The following is a 16700-nucleotide window of genomic DNA, read 5'->3' as shown; positions in this document are numbered from 1 at the left end:
AAGGAGGTTCGCATGACCAGCCAGATCAAGACCCTCTTCCTGCTGGCCCTGCTTTCCGGCATCATCATCGTCCTCGGCGGCCTGCTCGGCGGCCGCGGCGGCGTCATCATCGCCTTTGGCCTCGCCCTGGTGATGAATGTCGGCAGTTACTGGTATTCGGACAAGATCGTGCTTTCCATGTACCACGCGCGGGAACTGGCGCCCGAAGAGGCGCCCTACCTGCACGACATCGTGGCCGAACTCGCCCGCAACGCCGGCGTGCCCAAGCCCCGCGTCTGCGTCATCCCCGAGGAGGCGCCCAATGCCTTCGCCACCGGGCGCGACCCGGAACACGCCGTGGTGGCCGTCACCGAGGGCATCCTCCGCCTGCTCCCGCCCGAGGAGCTGCGCGGCGTGGTGGCCCACGAAATGGGCCATGTGGTCAACCGGGACATCCTCATCCAGACCGTGGCCGGCGTCATGGCTTCGGCCATCGTGACCCTGGCGAACATTTTCCAGTTCACGGCCATTTTCGGCGGCGGCCGTGACGGCGAGGGCGGCGGCAACCCCATCGGCGCCCTGGCGCTGGCCCTGCTCGCGCCCATGGCCGCGGGGCTTATCCAGATGGCTATCTCCCGTTCGCGCGAGTTTCTTGCCGACGAGACCGGCGCGCGCCTCTGCGGCCAGCCGCTGGCCCTGGCGGGCGCCCTCGCAAAGCTCGGCGCGGCCAGCGGGCGCACGCCCCTGCGTTCCGGCAATCCGAGCACGGCCGAGATGTTCATCGTGGCCCCGCTCTTCGGGCGCGACGGCAGCGTGGCGAAGCTCTTCAGCACGCACCCGCCGCTGGAGGAACGCATCGAACGCCTGCGCGCCATGGCCGCCCGGGGATGAGCGCCATGATGCCCACGCCCGCCGCCCGCCGCCTCCCGGCATTTCCCGCGGCCCTTGCGCTTGCCGCGGGCCTCGCGCTCGCGGCCTGCGCGGGGAGCGGCCCGGCGGACCCGCAGCCGGCACAGCCCCCCGTGCCGCCAGAGGACTGCGCCACGCTCCATGTGGTCGCGCCCGGGAATTTCATCATCGACCTCGCGAGCGGGGCGGATGTGGTGCTGGACCCCTCGGTGCGGGAGTTTCCGCTCTTTTGCGGGCCGGACACGGCCGCCATGGCCCTGGAGGCGGCGCTCGCCTCCGGGCGCCTCCCCGCCGGAGACTGGCGCGTCTATCGCCTTGACGGCGGCTTCGACGATCTTGTCCAGGCGGCGGAACCCGGCGGTCCCAGCCCGTACGCGCTCGCCCGTCAGGCGCGCCTGGCCGACTGGGTGGACGAAAACGACGCGTCCACGCCGAAAAAGGGAGGACGCAAATGAGCCGCAGCACCAGTGCCGCGCCGCTGCTGGAACGGATCAACGGACTGCCGCTCCTGCGGCCATGGGGCGTGCCGCGCTCGCTGCGCCAGGCCTGCTGCATCGTCTGCCATGAACACCTCGGGCTTCTGCCGCGATTCTGCGCCGCCTATCCCGACCTGGACATCCGCATGCTCATGGTCCCCGACCTGCCGGAGGACGCGCCGCGCAGCTTCTCCCTGCCCGGGGCGGAGCATGCCCGGGAGATCCCCGTGCGCGGCGTGGAGCGGCTCGGCACCACCCCCCAATGGGCCAAGATATTCCTCGTTCCCGATACGGTCATGCTGACGGCGGTGTGCCGCCTCATGGCCGTTTACGGCGGCGGCATGCTCTATCTGGACGGCCTTCGGGATCCGCCCTTCGGCAGGCGTCCGCCGCTGCCGGACTTTTTCGCCCGCCACGCGCCCCGGTTGCAGACCGTCTTCGACCTGCTGGCGGACGAAGCCAGCCGCACGACCTATGCGGCGCGCATCAAGGCCCTCATGACCGGCGACGCGGGCTATCTCCCCCTTGCGCCGCACGGGGAATACGAGCATCCGCGCATCCGCCCGCGGGCCGGCGACATCATGATCGACGGCGGCGTTTCGGACATGGTGGGCGCGCAGAGAGCCTTTGCCGGCCAGGTCGGTCCCGGCGGGCGCATCCACGGCTTCGAGCCGATCCCCTGGATGGCGGACGCGGCGCGCGAGGCATTGGCGCCCTGGCCCTGGTACCGGCTGCATACCGCGGGGCTGGCCGAACGGCGCGGGCAGGCGGCGTTCGCCTCCCTGCGCGACTCTTCGCACATCTGCGCCGCCGACGGCGACGGCACCGTGCGCTGCGACCTGGTGAGCATCGACGATGTGGTGCGGGAGGAAGGGCTTGAACGGGTGGACTGCATCAAGCTGGACGTGGAAGGGGCGGAACTCGACGCCCTGCGCGGCGCCGGGGACACCATCCGCCGCTTCCGGCCCAGGCTCGTCATCTGCCTCTACCACACGCCGGAAGACCTGATGACGCTGCCGCTCTTCGTCAAAAGCCTGGTGCCGGACTATCGCCTTGAGGTGGCGCACGCCTCCTGCGGCTTCACGGACACCATCCTCTATGCCGAGGTTCCGGCAGCCTGAGGCGCACGCGGCCCCCGGGGCGGCTCATTTCCGCGCCAGGGCGGCGAGCGCCTCGCCCACGCGGCGCAGGGCGTCCGCCAGCACATCGTCGGCCACGGCATAGGAAAGGCGGATGCACCTGTCGTCGCCAAAGGCCGCGCCGGGCACCAGGGCCACATGCGCCGTGTCCAGCAGGTAGGAGCAGAGGGCCGTGGAGTCGCCGATCTCCCCGCCGTAGAGCGCGCTCACGTCCACAAAGAGATAGAAGGCGCCGTCCGGCCGGGGGCAGACCACGCCCGGCCACGCGCTCACGATGTCCATGGCGAGATCGCGGCGGCGATGGAAGGCGCGGCGCATCTCGATCAGGCAGTCGTCCGGCCCTTCCAGCGCGGCCAGCGCGGCCTTTTGCGCCACGGAGCAGACATTGGAGAGGCTGTGCCCCTGCAGGGCGGTCATTTTTTTGATGATTTCCGGGTGCGCGGCCAGAAAGCCCACGCGCCAGCCGGTCATGGCATAGCTCTTGGAAAGGCCGTTGACCACGGCCACCAGTTCCGGGCAGTGCGCGAACCAGGTGATGGCGCTCGTCATCTGCGCCGGCTCGAACACGAGCTGGTCATAGATCTCGTCGGAAAGGACAAAGATATTGCGCGCCAAGGCCCAGCGCATGATATGCATGAATTCCCGGTCGGCATAGACCGCGCCGGAGGGGTTGCCGGGCGAATTGAGGATGAGCAGCCGCGTCCTGTCCGAGACCCGGTTTTCCAGCATGAGCGGCGTCACCTTGAAGCCGAGTTCGGCGCCCGCGGGCACGGTCACGGGCACGCCCCCGGCCAGGCGCACCATGTCGGGATAGCTCACCCAGTAGGGCGACGGGATGAGCACCTCGTCCCCGGGGTCGATGACGGTCTGGAGAAACGTGTAGAGACACTGCTTGCCGCCCGCGCCGATGATGATGGATTCCGGCGCCACGGGCGTGGCGTAGTGGCGCCCGAAATAGTCGCCCGCGGCGCGCCGCAGCTCCGGGATGCCCGCCACGGCCGTATAGCGGGTGAAATTGGCGTCAATGGCGGCCTTGGCCGCCTCGCGGATATGGGCGGGCGTGGGAAAATCCGGCTCGCCCACGGCCAGGCTCGTCACCTGGACGCCCTGCGCCCGCAGTTCCTGCGCCCGGGCATTGATGGCAAGGGTCACGGAAGGCCGGATCTGGCTCAGGCGGTCGGCGATCTGCATGGCTGGCTCCTGTGGGCATGCGCGCAGGACGGCGCGCGGGGGATGACGGACGCGCCGCGCCCGACGGCGATGTGCCAGTATTTTTATCAGGTTCGCACGGGGGTGTAAATGCGGGATGACGCCACCAGCAACCGCGCACGGGCGGACAACGCCCCGCTCCTGCCGCTGCCGCCGGGCTGCCGCGTGGGCGCCCTCGTGCGCCGGGTCAAGCGCTTCAGCGTGGAACTGCGAACGCAGGACGGTCCGCTCTGGGCGCACAGCAACAATTCCGGCAGCATGCTCGGCCTCACGCGGCCGGGGACGCCGGTGCTGGTGTCTCCGGCGGCCAATCCGGCGCGCAGGCTCCGCTATACGCAGGAATGCGTCTGGCTGGCGGAGCGCACCGCGCCGAAGGCCGGCGCCGGCTTCTGGGTGGGCGTGAACACCTCCGTGCCCAACCGCCTGCTCGAGGCGGCCTTTCGCGCGGGCCGGCTCCCCTTCGCCGCCGGATACACGGAGCTTCGGCGCGAGGCGCGGCGCGGCCAAAGCCGCCTGGACGGCCTGTTCACCGGCCCGGGGCTGCCGCCCTTCTGGGTGGAATGCAAGAACGTGACGCTCGTGGAGGACGACGCGGCCTGTTTTCCCGATGCGGCCAGCGAACGCGGCTGCAAGCATTTGCGCGAACTCATGGACATTGTGGCCGGCGGCGAACGCGCGGCCATGTTCTACCTCGTCCAGCGGCCGGACGGCCACTGCTTCGCGCCCGCGGACTGCATCGACCCCGCCTATGCGCGCCTGTTCTGGCAGGCGCTGGACGCGGGCGTGGCAATCCATCCCTTCCGCGCCCTGGTGGGTCCGGCGGGCATCGACCTTGGGCCGCCGCTGCCCCTGGCGCCGCGTCCGCCCGCAGCCGGTCACGCATTTTGACTTTCAAAATGCCGCAAAGCGGGATAGCCTGCGCTGTCCACAGGCCGGCCCGGCACCCGCCGGGCCGCCCCCACCCTTGCCCGGAAACTGCCATGTCCTCCTCATCCCGCGCCCAACACCGCTTCATCCCCGACCTCTCCCCGGAGCGCCTCCGGGAGATCCAGCTCGACGGCCTGCGCCGGACCGTGGCCCAGGCGCGCAACTCGCCGCAGTACCGCGCCCTGCTCGACGCCTGCGGCGTGGGACCCGGCGACATCCGCAGCCTGGACGACCTGCGCCGCCTCCCGCTCACGGATGTGGAAGACCTGCGCCGGGGCTATCCGCTGCCCCTGCTCTGCGTGCCCGAGGAGGAGATCACGCGCATCCACGCCTCCAGCGGCACCACCGGCAAGCGCAAGATCCTCGCCTATACCCGGCGCGACATCGAGACCTTCTGCCTCCAGATGGCGCGCTGCTATGAACTGGCCGGACTTACCCCGGCCGACCGCATGCAGGTGGCCGTGGGCTACGGACTCTGGACAGCGGGGGCGGGCTTCCAGCTCGGCAGCGAGCTTTTCGGCATGCTCACCATCCCGGTGGGACCGGGCAATCTGGAAATGCACCTCCAGCTCCTGGCCGACATGGGCGCTACCTGCTTCGGCGCCACGGCCTCCATGGCCCTGCTCCTCGCCGAAGAGGCGGAACGCGCGGGACTCACCGGGAAGCTCCGGCTGCGCAAGGTCATCTGCGGCGCCGAGACCCGCAGCGAAAAGATGCGCCTTGCCATCGAGAGCAAGCTCGGCCTGGAGGGGAGCTACGACATCGCGGGCATGACGGAGATGTACGGACCCGGCACGGCCATGGACTGCGACGCCCACAGCGGACTCCACTACTGGGCGGACCTCTTCATCATCGAGGTGCTGGACCCGGAGACCCTTGAACCCGTGCCCGATGGCGAGGTGGGGGAAATGGTGGTGACATCCCTCCGCAAGGAGGCCGTGCCGCTGCTGCGCTACCGCACCCACGACCTCACGCGGATCATCCCCGGCGCCTGCGCCTGCGGGCTTGCCATGCCGCGGCACGACCGCATCCTCGGCCGCTCGGATGACATGATCATCTACCGGGGGGTGAACATCTATCCCGGCCAGATCATGGACGTCATCGGGGAATTTCCGGAACTCGGCGGCGAATATCAGGTGGAGCTGACCCGCGACGCCCGCGGGCTGGACCATCTCACGCTCACCGTGGAACGCGCGGGCGGGGCCACGGCCGGCGGGGACGCGGCGCTGGCCGGGACCCTGGCCGGGCGCCTGCGTTCGCGCATCCTCGCGCGCATGGACGTGAAGGTGGCGGACTATGGCAGCCTGCCGCGCACTTTCAGCAAATCGAAGCGCGTTCTGGACAAGCGCTACGCGGACGCCAACTGAGGGGAAAGAGCCGCCGCCCCGCGCGGGCCGCAGGCTCCGGCATCGCTTCGTCAGGGAACGCCGCGCGCTTCGCGTCAGGCTGTTTCGCCCTCCGGCACCGGCGCGGCTCCCTGCGCCTCGGGCGCTCCGGCCGCCGCGGCCTCGCCCGCAAGGCCGCGCTCCCTGATGAGGGCCGCGGCGCGCTTGGCGAGGGTGCCCACCTCCGGCTTGGAGATCTGGCCGTCCGCGCCCACGCTGGCGCCCTTGTGGCGCAGCTTTTCCGTGATCAGCGACGAGAAGAGCAGGACCGGCAACTGCTTGAGGATGGCGTCGTTCTTGATGCGGCTCGTGAGATTGAGTCCGTCCATCACGGGCATCTCGATATCCGAGACGACCACCTGGACAAAGTCGCTCAGGGGGCGCCCCTCCTCCTCCACGCGGCGGCGGAAGGCCGTGAGGCATTCCCAGGCTTCGCGGCCGTTGGTGGTGATGATGACCTTGAAACCCGCCTTTTCCAGCAGGTCGCGCTGCATTTCGCGCACCAGGGCCGAATCGTCGGCCACCAGGGCGCGATAGCCGGTGGTGCCGTCCCAGTCCTCGCCCAGGTCGTCGAGGCGCAGGCTGAGCCGGGGGTTGAGATTCGCCACCACCTTTTCAAGGTCGAGCAGGAAGATGATGCGCCCCTCCAGCTTGACCACGCCCACGATGGTGTTGCTCGACACCGCGGCCATGTAGGGATTGGGCGCCTCCACCTGTTCCCAGCTGATGCGGTGGATGCGGTTGACCCCGGACACCATGAAGGCCGTGGTGACGTTGTTGAACTCGGTCACGATGGTCTTGGGTTCTTCCGTGCGGCCGGCCGGCTTTTTGCCGAGCCAGAGGGTGAGATCCACCAGCGGGATGATCCGCGAGCGAAGGTTGAACGCGCCCAGCACGCTTTCGTGCTGCACCTCGGGCAGCTCCGTGACCTTGGGCATGCGGATGATCTCCAGCACCTTGGCTACATTCACGCCATAATAGCCGCGGTAGCCGGCTGCCTCGTCAGGACCCGCGGCCTGCGCCGTCAGTCCCTCCAGCAGGGCATCGCCCGGAAGGAGCGTCTCGTCCAGGTAAAATTCCACCATTTCCAGCTCATTGGTGCCGGATTCAAGCAGAATATTGGTGAGTTCGGCCATGATGCCTCCGTACCTGGTGAATCCCGGCCGCCCGTCCTGTGGCGGGGGGACCGGAAACCCCGGCCATTCCCCGCGCGTGCCGGGCGCTTGCGTTTTCGGACCGGAAAATGCCGGAGCCTGTCTCCGCTGGCTTTTGCGGCGTCACAAGGGAAAAGACGCCCGCCCCCGCCGTCGGCAGAGCATTTTGGACGCCGGGATGTTCAGAGCGATGCCAGCCATTGCTCGGTGGCGTCAATAAGGCTTTTCGGCGTAGATGCGCCGGCCGTTAGGCCTGCGCGGGATTTTCCCGCAAATCTTCCGGCATCCAGCTCTTCCGGCCGTTCCACATGGAAGGTCTCCACCCCGGCCTGGGCCGCCAGGGCGGCCAGACGCCGCGTATTGCCGCTTTCCCGGCCGCCCACCACCACCATGACATCCACCGTGCCCGCGATGCGGCGCGCCTCTTCCTGACGCTCGCGCGTGGCGCCGCAAATGGTGTTCAGCACCGTGAGCGTCGGCAGGCGCTCCGCCAGCCACGTCTCGATGGCGGCAAAGGCGTCGCGGTCCTGCGTGGTCTGCGAGGCCAGCACATGGGGCTTTCCGGGTTCCAGCGGCAGGCGCTCAAGCTCCGCGAGGCTCCCGAACACCTGCGCCGCGCCTGTGGCGTAGGAAAGCAGGCCCCGCACCTCGGGATGCTCGGCCTCGCCGAAAAGCAGGAGCGCGGCGCCCTCGCGGGTGGCGCGGGCAATGGACAGCTGCGCCCCCTTGACGCGCGGGCAGGTGGCGTCCTCCACGCTGGCGCCGCTGGCGCGCACGCGGGCTTCCTCCCCGCGCGGGAGGCCATGGGCGCGGATCAGCGCATGGTCGCCCGGACCCAGGTCGGCGGCGTCCGCCACGCAGACCACGCCGCGTCCGGCAAAATGCTCCAGCACCTGCGGATTGTGGATGATGGGTCCCAGCGTGCAGATCCGCCGCGCCCGCGCCGGGGCGCCGACCGCCCCCTGGTTCATGAGCGCCGTTTCCAGGGTCCGCAGGGCCAGGCTCACCCCCATGCAGAACCCGGCGGTCTTTGCGCGAAGAACGTCCATGATGGCTCCAGACCGTGAGATGGTCCCCAAAGGTTCAGTGCGCGCCGGCGCCGCCGAAAAATTCGTCCAGCGCCGCCTCCAGCTCCTGCCAATCAGTACAGCGGCACAACCGTTGACGCAAGACCCGCACGCCGGGCAGGAAGCGCACATAGCGCGGCACCAGGGAGCGCATCTTCCAGAGCGCGCCGTCACCCGCGGCATGCTCCCGCGCAAGCCGCACATGGCGCCCGATCATGGCCCTGAGCGATGCCGCGTCCGCCGCCGGGGTCCGCTCCCCCCGGCACAGGGCGCCATGCGCCGCGAAAACGGCCGGATCATGCAGGGCGCCGCGCGCATACATGACGGCCGACGCGCCGGTCTGCTCCAGACAGCGCACCCCGTCCTCGGCGTTCAGGAGGTCGCCGCTCGCCAGAAGCGGGATGGAAAGCCGCTCCGCGAGCCGCGCGATGGCCTCCCAGTCGGCGCTGCCGCCAAAACCCTGCCGGGCCGTGCGCGGATGCAGGGTCAGCCAGCCGGCGCCCAGGTCTTCCAGACGCAGGGCCAGATCCGGCAGGACGATATGCTCCCTGTCCGGGCCGAGCCGGAGCTTGAAGCCCACGCGGCCGGGCGCGGCCGCCGCTATCATGGCCCGGGCGCAGGCCAGCGCCCGCGCCTCGTCCCCCAGGAGGGCCGCGCCCGCGCCCTGACGCATGACCTTGGGTACCGAACAGCCCATATTGCAGTCGAACCAGGCATAGCCCGCGGCGCGCAGGCTCGTCACGGCCGCGCCCAGGGCCTCCGGCTCGCCCCCGAACAGCTGGACCACCAGGGGCTGATCCCCGGGCAGGCTTTGGAGCAGTTCGCCGGTGCCGGGGCTGCGATAGACGAGTCCCTTGGCGCTGACCATTTCCGTCACGCAGACCGCGGCCCCGTAGTGCCGGCAGAGCAGCCGGAAGGGCAGGTCGCTGTAGCCCGCCAGCGGGGCAAGCCACGGGGCATCCCGGGCGAAACGGAGCGGCGCGCCGGCGCCGGGGGGCGCCGTCGGCAGAAAAAAGCGCCTACGCATGGCCGTCCGCCGTCGTGGCGCGCATGGCAACGCGATGCTCCAGGCCCCGTTTCCGCTCATCCTCCAGGATCTTCCTGAGAAATCCCGGCTGTTCAGCGGCAGCGATGCACACAAAGCCAAGTTTCCGATACAACGGCATGTTCCAGGCAACCGTGGAAAATGTTGTGAGATAGACATGGGGCAGCCCGGCCTGTCCGGCCTGGCCCAGGATGTGCCTGACCAGGGAGGTCCCGATGCCCCTGCGGCCATATGCGGGCAGGACGTCGATTTGCGCCAGCAGGGCAGCACCGTCGATCCGCTCCCAGAACGCATATCCGGTTATCCGCCGGCAGGCGTCCCTGTCCACCCACAGCCGCCCCTCCGCCACCGCCCGCGCGAGGACGGCGGCGGGCACGCACTCCCGCAGCACGGCGTCCGGGAGCATCCCGGGAGGGAAAAGGGCGGCCGCGGCCAGCTCGATGGCATTCAGCGCCGGAATATCCCCGTATCCTGCCGCATGGATCATGACGCACCCTGCATCTCCGCAGTCTTGCCGCCGCGCGGGCGGCCGCCGGGTCCGGCGCCGGGCCGGTACGCACAGGCGGTTGCTTGCGCCAGCATACCAGTTCCCGCCCCTGCATGCTATGCCTTTTTGCCGCCGTGCAGGGGCGCTCGGCAGGAAGGAAGACACGGCGTCCATTTTTTGACCTCGCGGACAACGGGGGGAAAGATGAATGACAACATCTTGCCATTACAGGAATTTTCCATGGTGGCAAGAAATTTGCTTGACACTGGGCGCAGCCGGTACAGCCGTGCCGGGGATCACGATTTCCGGCGGTGACGTTTCGCCGCAACCTGTGATAAGGAATATGCCATGCCATGCCGCAAGACCCTTGTCCTCTGTTCGCTCTGCCTCGCGGGCGCGGGGAGCGCCCTGCTCCTCGGACTGCTCGCGGGTTTCGCGCCACGGGGAGAAGGCATCGAGATCCGGCGCCGGGCCAGCGCCCATGTGCTCAGCCTGGAAGCGGCGGACCTTCCCCAGCCTATCCTCCAGAACGGCAACGGTGATCGCGTCTGGGCCATCCGGCGCCCCGCGCGCGTGCAGGCCGTTCCCCCGGAGGACATGGCCGCGGGCGCGCCCACCCTTGCGGCGGCGCGTGCCGTGCGGGAGCTGCTGGAACTGCGGCGCGACGGGGAATTCGTCAGCTTCGAGCCAGACGGCATCCGCCTCAGCATGGCCGGCACAGCGCCCCTGTTCGGCTTTGAGGGTCCGCAGGCTCCCGCCGCCCTGGCCGCCGACGCGCCCGGCGGCGCCGGGCTTGCGCCGCTGGTGACGCTGGACGGCGCCTCCACGCCTTCCCTTCTGGCGGTGGAACCCTTCCGCGCCAGTGACGCCCTTGACATGGAGGGCCGCCCCCTGCGCTGGCAGGACGTGGGCACGCTCATGGCGGCCTACCGCCCCCTGCCCCAGGACGGCCCGCGCGGGAACGACGGCCAGGAGGCCCTTCGCGGCGCCGATGGTTCGCCGGCGCCGCTGCCGCTCCGCGGTTTCGCCGCCGGCGACGCGGCGGCCAAGGCGCGCCGCTATCAGGCGCTGGTGGAGAGCTTTGCGCGCCGCTACGATCTCAGCGAGGCGCTCGTCTATGCCATCATCCACAGCGAAAGCGATTTTTCGCCCACGCTCGTCAGCGACAAGTCGGCCATGGGTCTCATGCAGCTTCTGCCCAGCACGGCCAGCGGGGAGGTGCACCGTTTCCTGTACGGACGCCGCGGCGATGTGGGCTTTGACGACCTGCGGGTCCCCGAGATCAATATCCGCTACGGCACGGCCTACCTCCACATCCTCCTCAACCGCTACTTTCAGGACGTGGCCGACCCGCTGGCGCGCGAATACTGCGCCGTGGCGGCCTACAACATGGGACCGAACCGCTTCCTGCGCCTCTATGGACCCACCAACGACGCGGCCGTGGCGCGCATCAACACCATGACCTCCGACGAACTTTATGACGACCTCACGCGGCGCCTGCCCGTCCGCGAGACCCGCTCCTACGTCGCCAAGGTGCGGCGCATGAAGCAGCACTATGCGGCCATGATGGACCCGGCAAACGCCGTCAACTAAGCCCCCGGTCCGCCCGGCGCGCCGGGGGGGCCAGGCGGGACGGAGGGAGACGCCCCGGCATGATCAGCAAGGGACTTCTGGCGCTGGCCTGCGGCACCTTTGCCCTCGGCATCGCGGAATTTTCCCTGATGGGCATCCTGTCCACGCTTGCCCGTGACCTCCATGTCACCATTCCGCAGGCCGGAGACTTCATCTCCGCCTATGCCCTGGGCGTGAGCGCGGGCGCGCCGCTCCCCCTCTTTTTCCGCAGGCATCCGCTGAAGCGCATCCTCCTTGGGCTGTGCGGACTCATCGTTCTGGGCAACGGCCTTGCCGCCCTTTCCACGGGCTATGCCGGTCTGCTCTGCGCGCGCTTCCTCTCCGGGCTGCCGCACGGCGCCTATTTCGGCGTGGCCGCCATCGTGGCCGTGGCCCTGGTCGCGCCCGGGCGCAAGGCAACGGCGGTGGCCATCATGGTGGCGGGCATGACAGTCGCCAATGTGCTCGGCGTGCCCGCCGTCACCTGGCTCACCTACCGCGTCAGCTGGCGGCTCACCTTCCTGCTCGCGGCCCTCTGGGGCGTCATCGCCTTTGCGGGGATCCTGGGCTGCGTCCCCGGAACACCCGCACCCGGGAAGCGGAGCATCCGGCGGGAATTCCGCTTTTTGAAAGGTCCCGCGCCCTGGCTCATCTTTCTCGCCACCTTTCTCGGCCAGGGCAGCGTCTACTGCTGGTACAGCTATATGGAACCCATTTTGCTGGAGATCACGCGCATCCCCGCGCCCTGGATGAAATGGGTCATGACGCTGGCGGGCCTGGGCATGTTCTGCGGCGGCCTCCTTTGCGGCCGGCTGGCCGACCGCTTCCGTCCGGCGCTGGTCTCGGCGTGGACGGCCCTTGCCATCGTGCCCATCCTGCTGGGGATATACCATTTCAGCGCCTGCGCGCCCGTGGCCGTGCCGCTGGTCTTTCTGGGCGCGGCGGCGCTGTTCGGCCTGGGAGGACCCATGCAGTACCTCATCGTGCGCTATTCCAGGGGCGGCGAGATCCTGGGCGGCGCGGGGATCCAGATCGCCTTCAACATGTCCAACGCCTGCTCGGCATACCTCGGCGGCATCGCCATCCGCAACGGCCTGGGGCTGGTCTCGCCCGCGCTTCTGGGCATCCCCATGGCCCTGGTCTGCGCCGGGACGCTGTTCTGGCTTAACCGGCGGTATTCAGCCGATGACAACAGCCGGCGCGGCTAGCCAGCGGGGACAAGGCACTCGCCCCGCCTTTTGCCCGGCATCGGCGCAGAAGCACATCTCTGGACGGCGGCCCGCCGCCGGAAGAAGCTTCCCGGGAAGCGCCGCGTTGCGCCGGCGGGTTCTGGCCCGGAATCAGCCCCTTCCGCCGGGCGCCGGTGCGCTGCCACGGAAATGCGGCGCGCGCCGCAAATTTGACTGTTCAATCAATCAATATTGTGCTATGCACCCCCCGTTGCCCGGCAAGGGCCGCCCGGCCTGCCGTGCTGGACGATGGCGGGCAAATGGGCTAGACTTTCGCAAAGTCGTGAGCAAGGGCCGGGCATGCGCCCGGCGCGGAAAACGCGGACCCTGCCGGGGTCCGCGGCCGGAAAGGCGGGCGCATGCCCGCGGGAAGGGCGCCCCATGGACACCGCGATGCGCTCCGCCGCGGAGCCACGGGGAAGGATTCGGAAAACCAGAGCGCGCCAGGCGCGCCAAGGAGGAATGAGATGGCGAAAATGAAAACCATGGACGGCAATAACGCCACCGCGCATATTGCCTATGCGCTGTCGGAAACGGCGGCCATCTATCCCATCACGCCTTCCTCGGTCATGGGCGAGGTCATGGACGAGCTGGCCGCCCGCGGCCAGACCAACGTCCTTGGCGAGAAGGTGACGGTGCGGGAGATGCAGTCCGAAGCGGGCGCCGCGGGCGCCGTGCACGGCATGCTCTCCGGCGGCAGCCTGACCTCCACCTATACGGCCTCGCAGGGCCTTCTGCTCATGATCCCGAACATGTACAAGATCGCCGGCGAGCTTCTGCCCGGCGTCTTCCATGTGTCGGCGCGCGCCCTGGCGAGCCACGCGCTCTCCATTTTCGGCGACCATCAGGACGTCATGGCCTGTCGCCAGACCGGCTTCAACTTCCTCTGCTCCGCCTCGGTGCAGGAATGCATGGACCTCGCCCTGGTGGCCCATCTGTCGGCCATCGACGCGAGCCTGCCCTTCTGCCACTTCTTTGACGGCTTCCGCACCTCGCATGAAGTGCAGAAAATCGAGGTCATCGACTACAAGGACATCAAGGGCCTGGTGAACTGGGACAAGGTGGCGGAATTCCGCGCCACGGCCATGAACCCCGAGCATCCGCACATCCGCGGCACCGCCCAGAACCCGGACATCTACTTCCAGAACTGCGAGGCCGCCAACCTCTATTACGAGGCCGTGCCCGGCATCGTGGCCGAAAACATGAAGAAGGTGGCGTCCATCACCGGGCGCAAGTACCACCTCTTCGACTATGTGGGCCATCCCGAGGCCGACCGCGTCATCATCAGCATGGGTTCGTCCTGCGAGGTCATCGAGGAGACGGTCAACTACCTCAACGAAAAACTGGGCGAGCGCACGGGCCTTGTGAAGGTGCGCCTGTTCCGGCCCTTCTCCACCGAGCATCTGCTGCGCGCCATCCCGGCCAGCGTCACCTGCCTGACCGTGCTGGACCGCACCAAGGAACGCGGCAGCCTGGGCGAACCGCTCTATCAGGACGTCTGCACCGCCTTCCTCGAAAAGGGCGAGGCCCCGACCATCGTGGGCGGCCGCTACGGACTCGGCTCCAAGGACTTCACGCCCGGCATGGCGAAGGCCGTGTTCGACAACATGAAGGCCCTGCAGCCCAAGAACCACTTCACCGTGGGCATCACCGACGACGTGACCCATCTTTCGCTCGATGTGGAAGAGGAGATCGACACCGTGCCCGCCGGCACCGTGCAGTGCAAGTTCTTCGGACTCGGCGCGGACGGCACCGTGGGCGCCAACAAGCAGGCCGTCAAGATCATCGGCGACAATACCGACATGTACGCCCAGGCCTACTTCGCCTACGACTCCAAGAAGTCCGGCGGCTTCACGGTTTCGCACCTGCGCTTCGGCAAGCAGCCCATCACCTCGTCCTACCTGATCACCCAGGCCGACTACATCGCCTGCCACAAGGCCGCCTATGTGACCATGTACGACATCCTGGAGGGCGTCAAGGAAGGCGGCACCTTTGTGCTGAACTCCAACTGGTCCCTGGCAGACATGGAAAAGCACCTGCCCGCGGCCATGAAACGCAAGATCGCCCGCAAGAAGCTCAAGTTCTACAATATCGACGCGGTCAAGCTGGCGCAGGAAGTGGGCCTTGGCGGCAGGATCAACATGATCATGCAGACGGCCTTCTTCAAGCTCGCCAACGTCATTCCCTTCGAGCAGGCCGTGGACTTCCTCAAGGCCTCCATCAAGAAGACCTACGGACTCAAGGGCGACAAGGTCGTCAACATGAACATCGCCGCCGTGGAAAAGGCCGCCCCGGCCCTGGAGGAGATCAAGTACCCCGCCTCCTGGATCGACACCACCGAAGGCGCGGTGGTCACGCACTGCTGCGACGACGAGTACATCCGCGAAATCGTGCGGCCCATCCTGGCCCAGCAGGGCGACAAGCTGCCCGTGTCCTCCATGGATCCCGCCGGCTTCATGCCCGTGGGCACGGCGGCCTGCGAAAAGCGCGGCGTCGCCATCAAGATCCCCGAATGGCAGGTGGGCAACTGCATCCAGTGCTTCCAGTGCTCCTTCGTCTGCCCGCACGCGGCCATCCGCCCCGTGCTCGCCACCGAGGAGGAGCTGGCCGGCGCGCCCGAGGGCTTTGTGACCAAGGACGCCATCGGCAAGGACCTCAAGGGACTCAAGCTGCGTATCCAGGTCTATCCCGAGGACTGCCTGGGCTGCGGCTCCTGCGCCAATGTCTGCCCGGCCAAGGAAAAGGCGCTCGTCATGGTGCCGCTGGAAGACCGCCTGGCCGTGGAAAAGGCCAACCTGGCCTTTGCCGAGGAGCATGTCGCCCTCAAGGACGACATCATGCCGCGCGACACGGTCAAGGGTTCGCAGCTCCAGCAGCCCCTGCACGAGTTCTCCGGCGCCTGCGGCGGCTGCGGCGAGACCCCGTATGTCAAGGTGCTGACCCAGCTCTTCGGCGAACGCATGCTCATCGCCAACGCCACGGGCTGCTCCTCCATCTGGGGCGCGTCCTCGCCCACCACGCCGTACTGCGCCAACCGCAAGGACGGCTTCGGCCCGGCCTGGGGCAACTCCCTCTTTGAAGACGCGGCCGAATACGGCTACGGCATCGAGGAAGCCTACCATGCGCGCCGCAACCGTCTGGCGACCCTCGTGGGTCAGGCCCTCAAGGACGAGGCGGCCACGCCCGAACTGAAGGAAGCCCTCCAGGGCTGGCTCGACAACAAGGAAGACGCCGAAGGCTCCCGCAAGTACGGCGAGCAGATCATCGCCCACCTTGACGGCTTTGAAAGCCCGCTGGCCGCCGACCTGTGGGATATGGACGACCTCTACACCAAGAAGAGCGTCTGGATCTTCGGCGGCGACGGCTGGGGCTATGACATCGGCTACGGCGGCCTGGACCATGTGCTCGCCAGCGGCGCGGACATCAACGTCCTGCTCATGGACACCGAGGTCTACTCCAACACCGGCGGCCAGTCCTCCAAGGCCACGCCGCTGGGCGCGGTGGCGCAGTTCGCCGCCTCGGGCAAGCGCACCGGCAAGAAGGACCTGGGCCGCATGGCTATGACCTACGGCTACGTCTATGTGGCCTCCATCGCCATGGGCGCCGACATGCAGCAGACCCTCAAGGCCTTCCGCGAGGCCGAAGCCTACAAGGGCCCCTCGCTCATCATCGCCTATGCCCCCTGCATCAACCAGGGACTCAAGAAGGGCATGGGCATGAGCATGATGGAAGCCAAGACGGCCGTCCAGATCGGCTACTGGCCGCTCTATCGCTACAACCCCGAGCTGGCGCTGGAAAAGAAGAATCCCTTCCAGCTGGACAGCAAGGCGCCCAGCGGCGACTTCACGGCCTTCCTGGAAGGCGAGAACCGCTACGCCTCGCTGGACAAGACCCAGCCCGAAGTCTCCAAGGTGCTCAAGCAGGACCTGGCCGAGGCCTATGCCCAGCGCTATGCCCTGTACAAGCAGCTTGCGGATCTGCCCTTCCCCGGCACCTACCCCGGCAAGGAAGAGGCGTAACCAGCCCCCTCGTCCGGGCGCCCCGCGGGGCGCCCGGACGGAGAACACAGCATGCCCGGGGGCG

General features: G+C 68.4%; 13 protein-coding genes. 8 read left to right on the top strand and 5 right to left on the bottom strand.

The annotated features are described in order from the left end of the window. Positions 1–12 precede the first annotated feature (12 nt). From QZ294_RS08325 to QZ294_RS08315, 3 genes are read left to right on the top strand one after another with little or no spacing between them, the layout of a single operon-like run. Entirely contained in the window at positions 13–870 is an 858-nt protein-coding gene (locus tag QZ294_RS08325) for a M48 family metalloprotease (RefSeq protein WP_297048894.1), read from the top strand. A gap of 5 nt (positions 871–875) precedes the next feature. Continuing rightward, positions 876–1343, top strand: a complete 468-nt coding sequence (locus QZ294_RS08320) for a DVU_2496 family lipoprotein (RefSeq protein ID WP_297048890.1) — start codon at positions 876–878, stop codon at positions 1341–1343. Continuing rightward, positions 1340–2485 (top strand): FkbM family methyltransferase, encoded by a 1146-nt coding sequence (locus QZ294_RS08315; RefSeq protein ID WP_297048888.1) that lies wholly within the window; start codon positions 1340–1342, stop codon positions 2483–2485. The genes QZ294_RS08320 and QZ294_RS08315 overlap by 4 nt, the downstream gene beginning before the upstream one ends. A 24-nt stretch (positions 2486–2509) precedes the next feature. Here QZ294_RS08315 and QZ294_RS08310 read toward each other — a convergent pair whose 3' ends face one another. Further along, positions 2510–3694: a pyridoxal phosphate-dependent aminotransferase gene (locus tag QZ294_RS08310; protein WP_297048886.1), complete on the bottom strand. Its 1185-nt coding sequence runs from the start codon at positions 3692–3694 to the stop codon at positions 2510–2512. A 108-nt stretch (positions 3695–3802) separates the two neighbouring features. Here QZ294_RS08310 and sfsA point away from each other — a divergent pair, with 108 nt between their 5' ends. Further along, positions 3803–4600 (top strand): DNA/RNA nuclease SfsA, encoded by a 798-nt coding sequence (gene sfsA, locus QZ294_RS08305; protein WP_297048884.1) that lies wholly within the window; start codon positions 3803–3805, stop codon positions 4598–4600. Positions 4601–4692: 92 nt separating this feature from the next. Then, positions 4693–6006 carry a phenylacetate--CoA ligase family protein gene (locus tag QZ294_RS08300; RefSeq protein ID WP_297048882.1) on the top strand — a complete coding sequence of 438 codons (1314 nt, stop codon included), beginning with the start codon at positions 4693–4695 and terminating at the stop codon, positions 6004–6006. A gap of 74 nt (positions 6007–6080) precedes the next feature. Here the strand turns inward: QZ294_RS08300 and QZ294_RS08295 are convergent, their stop codons facing one another. The 4 genes from QZ294_RS08295 to QZ294_RS08280 all read right to left on the bottom strand — a co-directional run bounded on the left by QZ294_RS08295 (position 6081) and on the right by QZ294_RS08280 (position 9777). Then, positions 6081–7160 (bottom strand): chemotaxis protein, encoded by a 1080-nt coding sequence (locus QZ294_RS08295; RefSeq protein ID WP_297048879.1) that lies wholly within the window; start codon positions 7158–7160, stop codon positions 6081–6083. 200 nt (positions 7161–7360) lie between these two features. Beyond that, positions 7361–8227 (bottom strand): 4-hydroxy-3-methylbut-2-enyl diphosphate reductase, encoded by an 867-nt coding sequence (gene ispH / locus QZ294_RS08290; protein WP_297048876.1) that lies wholly within the window; start codon positions 8225–8227, stop codon positions 7361–7363. A 34-nt stretch (positions 8228–8261) separates the two neighbouring features. Next, on the bottom strand, positions 8262–9272 hold the full coding sequence (locus QZ294_RS08285) for a tRNA-dihydrouridine synthase family protein (protein ID WP_297048874.1): 1011 nt from the start codon (positions 9270–9272) through the stop codon (positions 8262–8264). Further along, positions 9265–9777, bottom strand: a complete 513-nt coding sequence (locus tag QZ294_RS08280) for a GNAT family N-acetyltransferase (protein ID WP_297048871.1) — start codon at positions 9775–9777, stop codon at positions 9265–9267. The genes QZ294_RS08285 and QZ294_RS08280 overlap by 8 nt, the downstream gene beginning before the upstream one ends. Positions 9778–10125: 348 nt before the next feature. Between QZ294_RS08280 and QZ294_RS08275 the strand changes: the two genes are divergently transcribed. The 3 genes from QZ294_RS08275 (at position 10126) to nifJ (ending at position 16636) form a co-directional block, all read left to right on the top strand. Beyond that, positions 10126–11370: a transglycosylase SLT domain-containing protein gene (locus QZ294_RS08275; RefSeq protein ID WP_297048869.1), complete on the top strand. Its 1245-nt coding sequence runs from the start codon at positions 10126–10128 to the stop codon at positions 11368–11370. A gap of 59 nt (positions 11371–11429) precedes the next feature. Beyond that, positions 11430–12596, top strand: a complete 1167-nt coding sequence (locus tag QZ294_RS08270) for an MFS transporter (protein ID WP_297048866.1) — start codon at positions 11430–11432, stop codon at positions 12594–12596. 488 nt (positions 12597–13084) lie between these two features. Beyond that, complete coding sequence (nifJ, locus tag QZ294_RS08265) at positions 13085–16636, top strand: pyruvate:ferredoxin (flavodoxin) oxidoreductase (RefSeq protein WP_297048864.1); 3552 nt, start codon at positions 13085–13087, stop codon at positions 16634–16636. The last annotated feature ends 64 nt before the right edge of the window (positions 16637–16700 follow it).

The organism is uncultured Desulfovibrio sp. (assembly GCF_910584445.1).
Classification (GTDB): Bacteria; Desulfobacterota; Desulfovibrionia; order Desulfovibrionales; family Desulfovibrionaceae; genus Desulfovibrio.
This window is presented reverse-complemented; position numbering and strand designations above follow the sequence as displayed.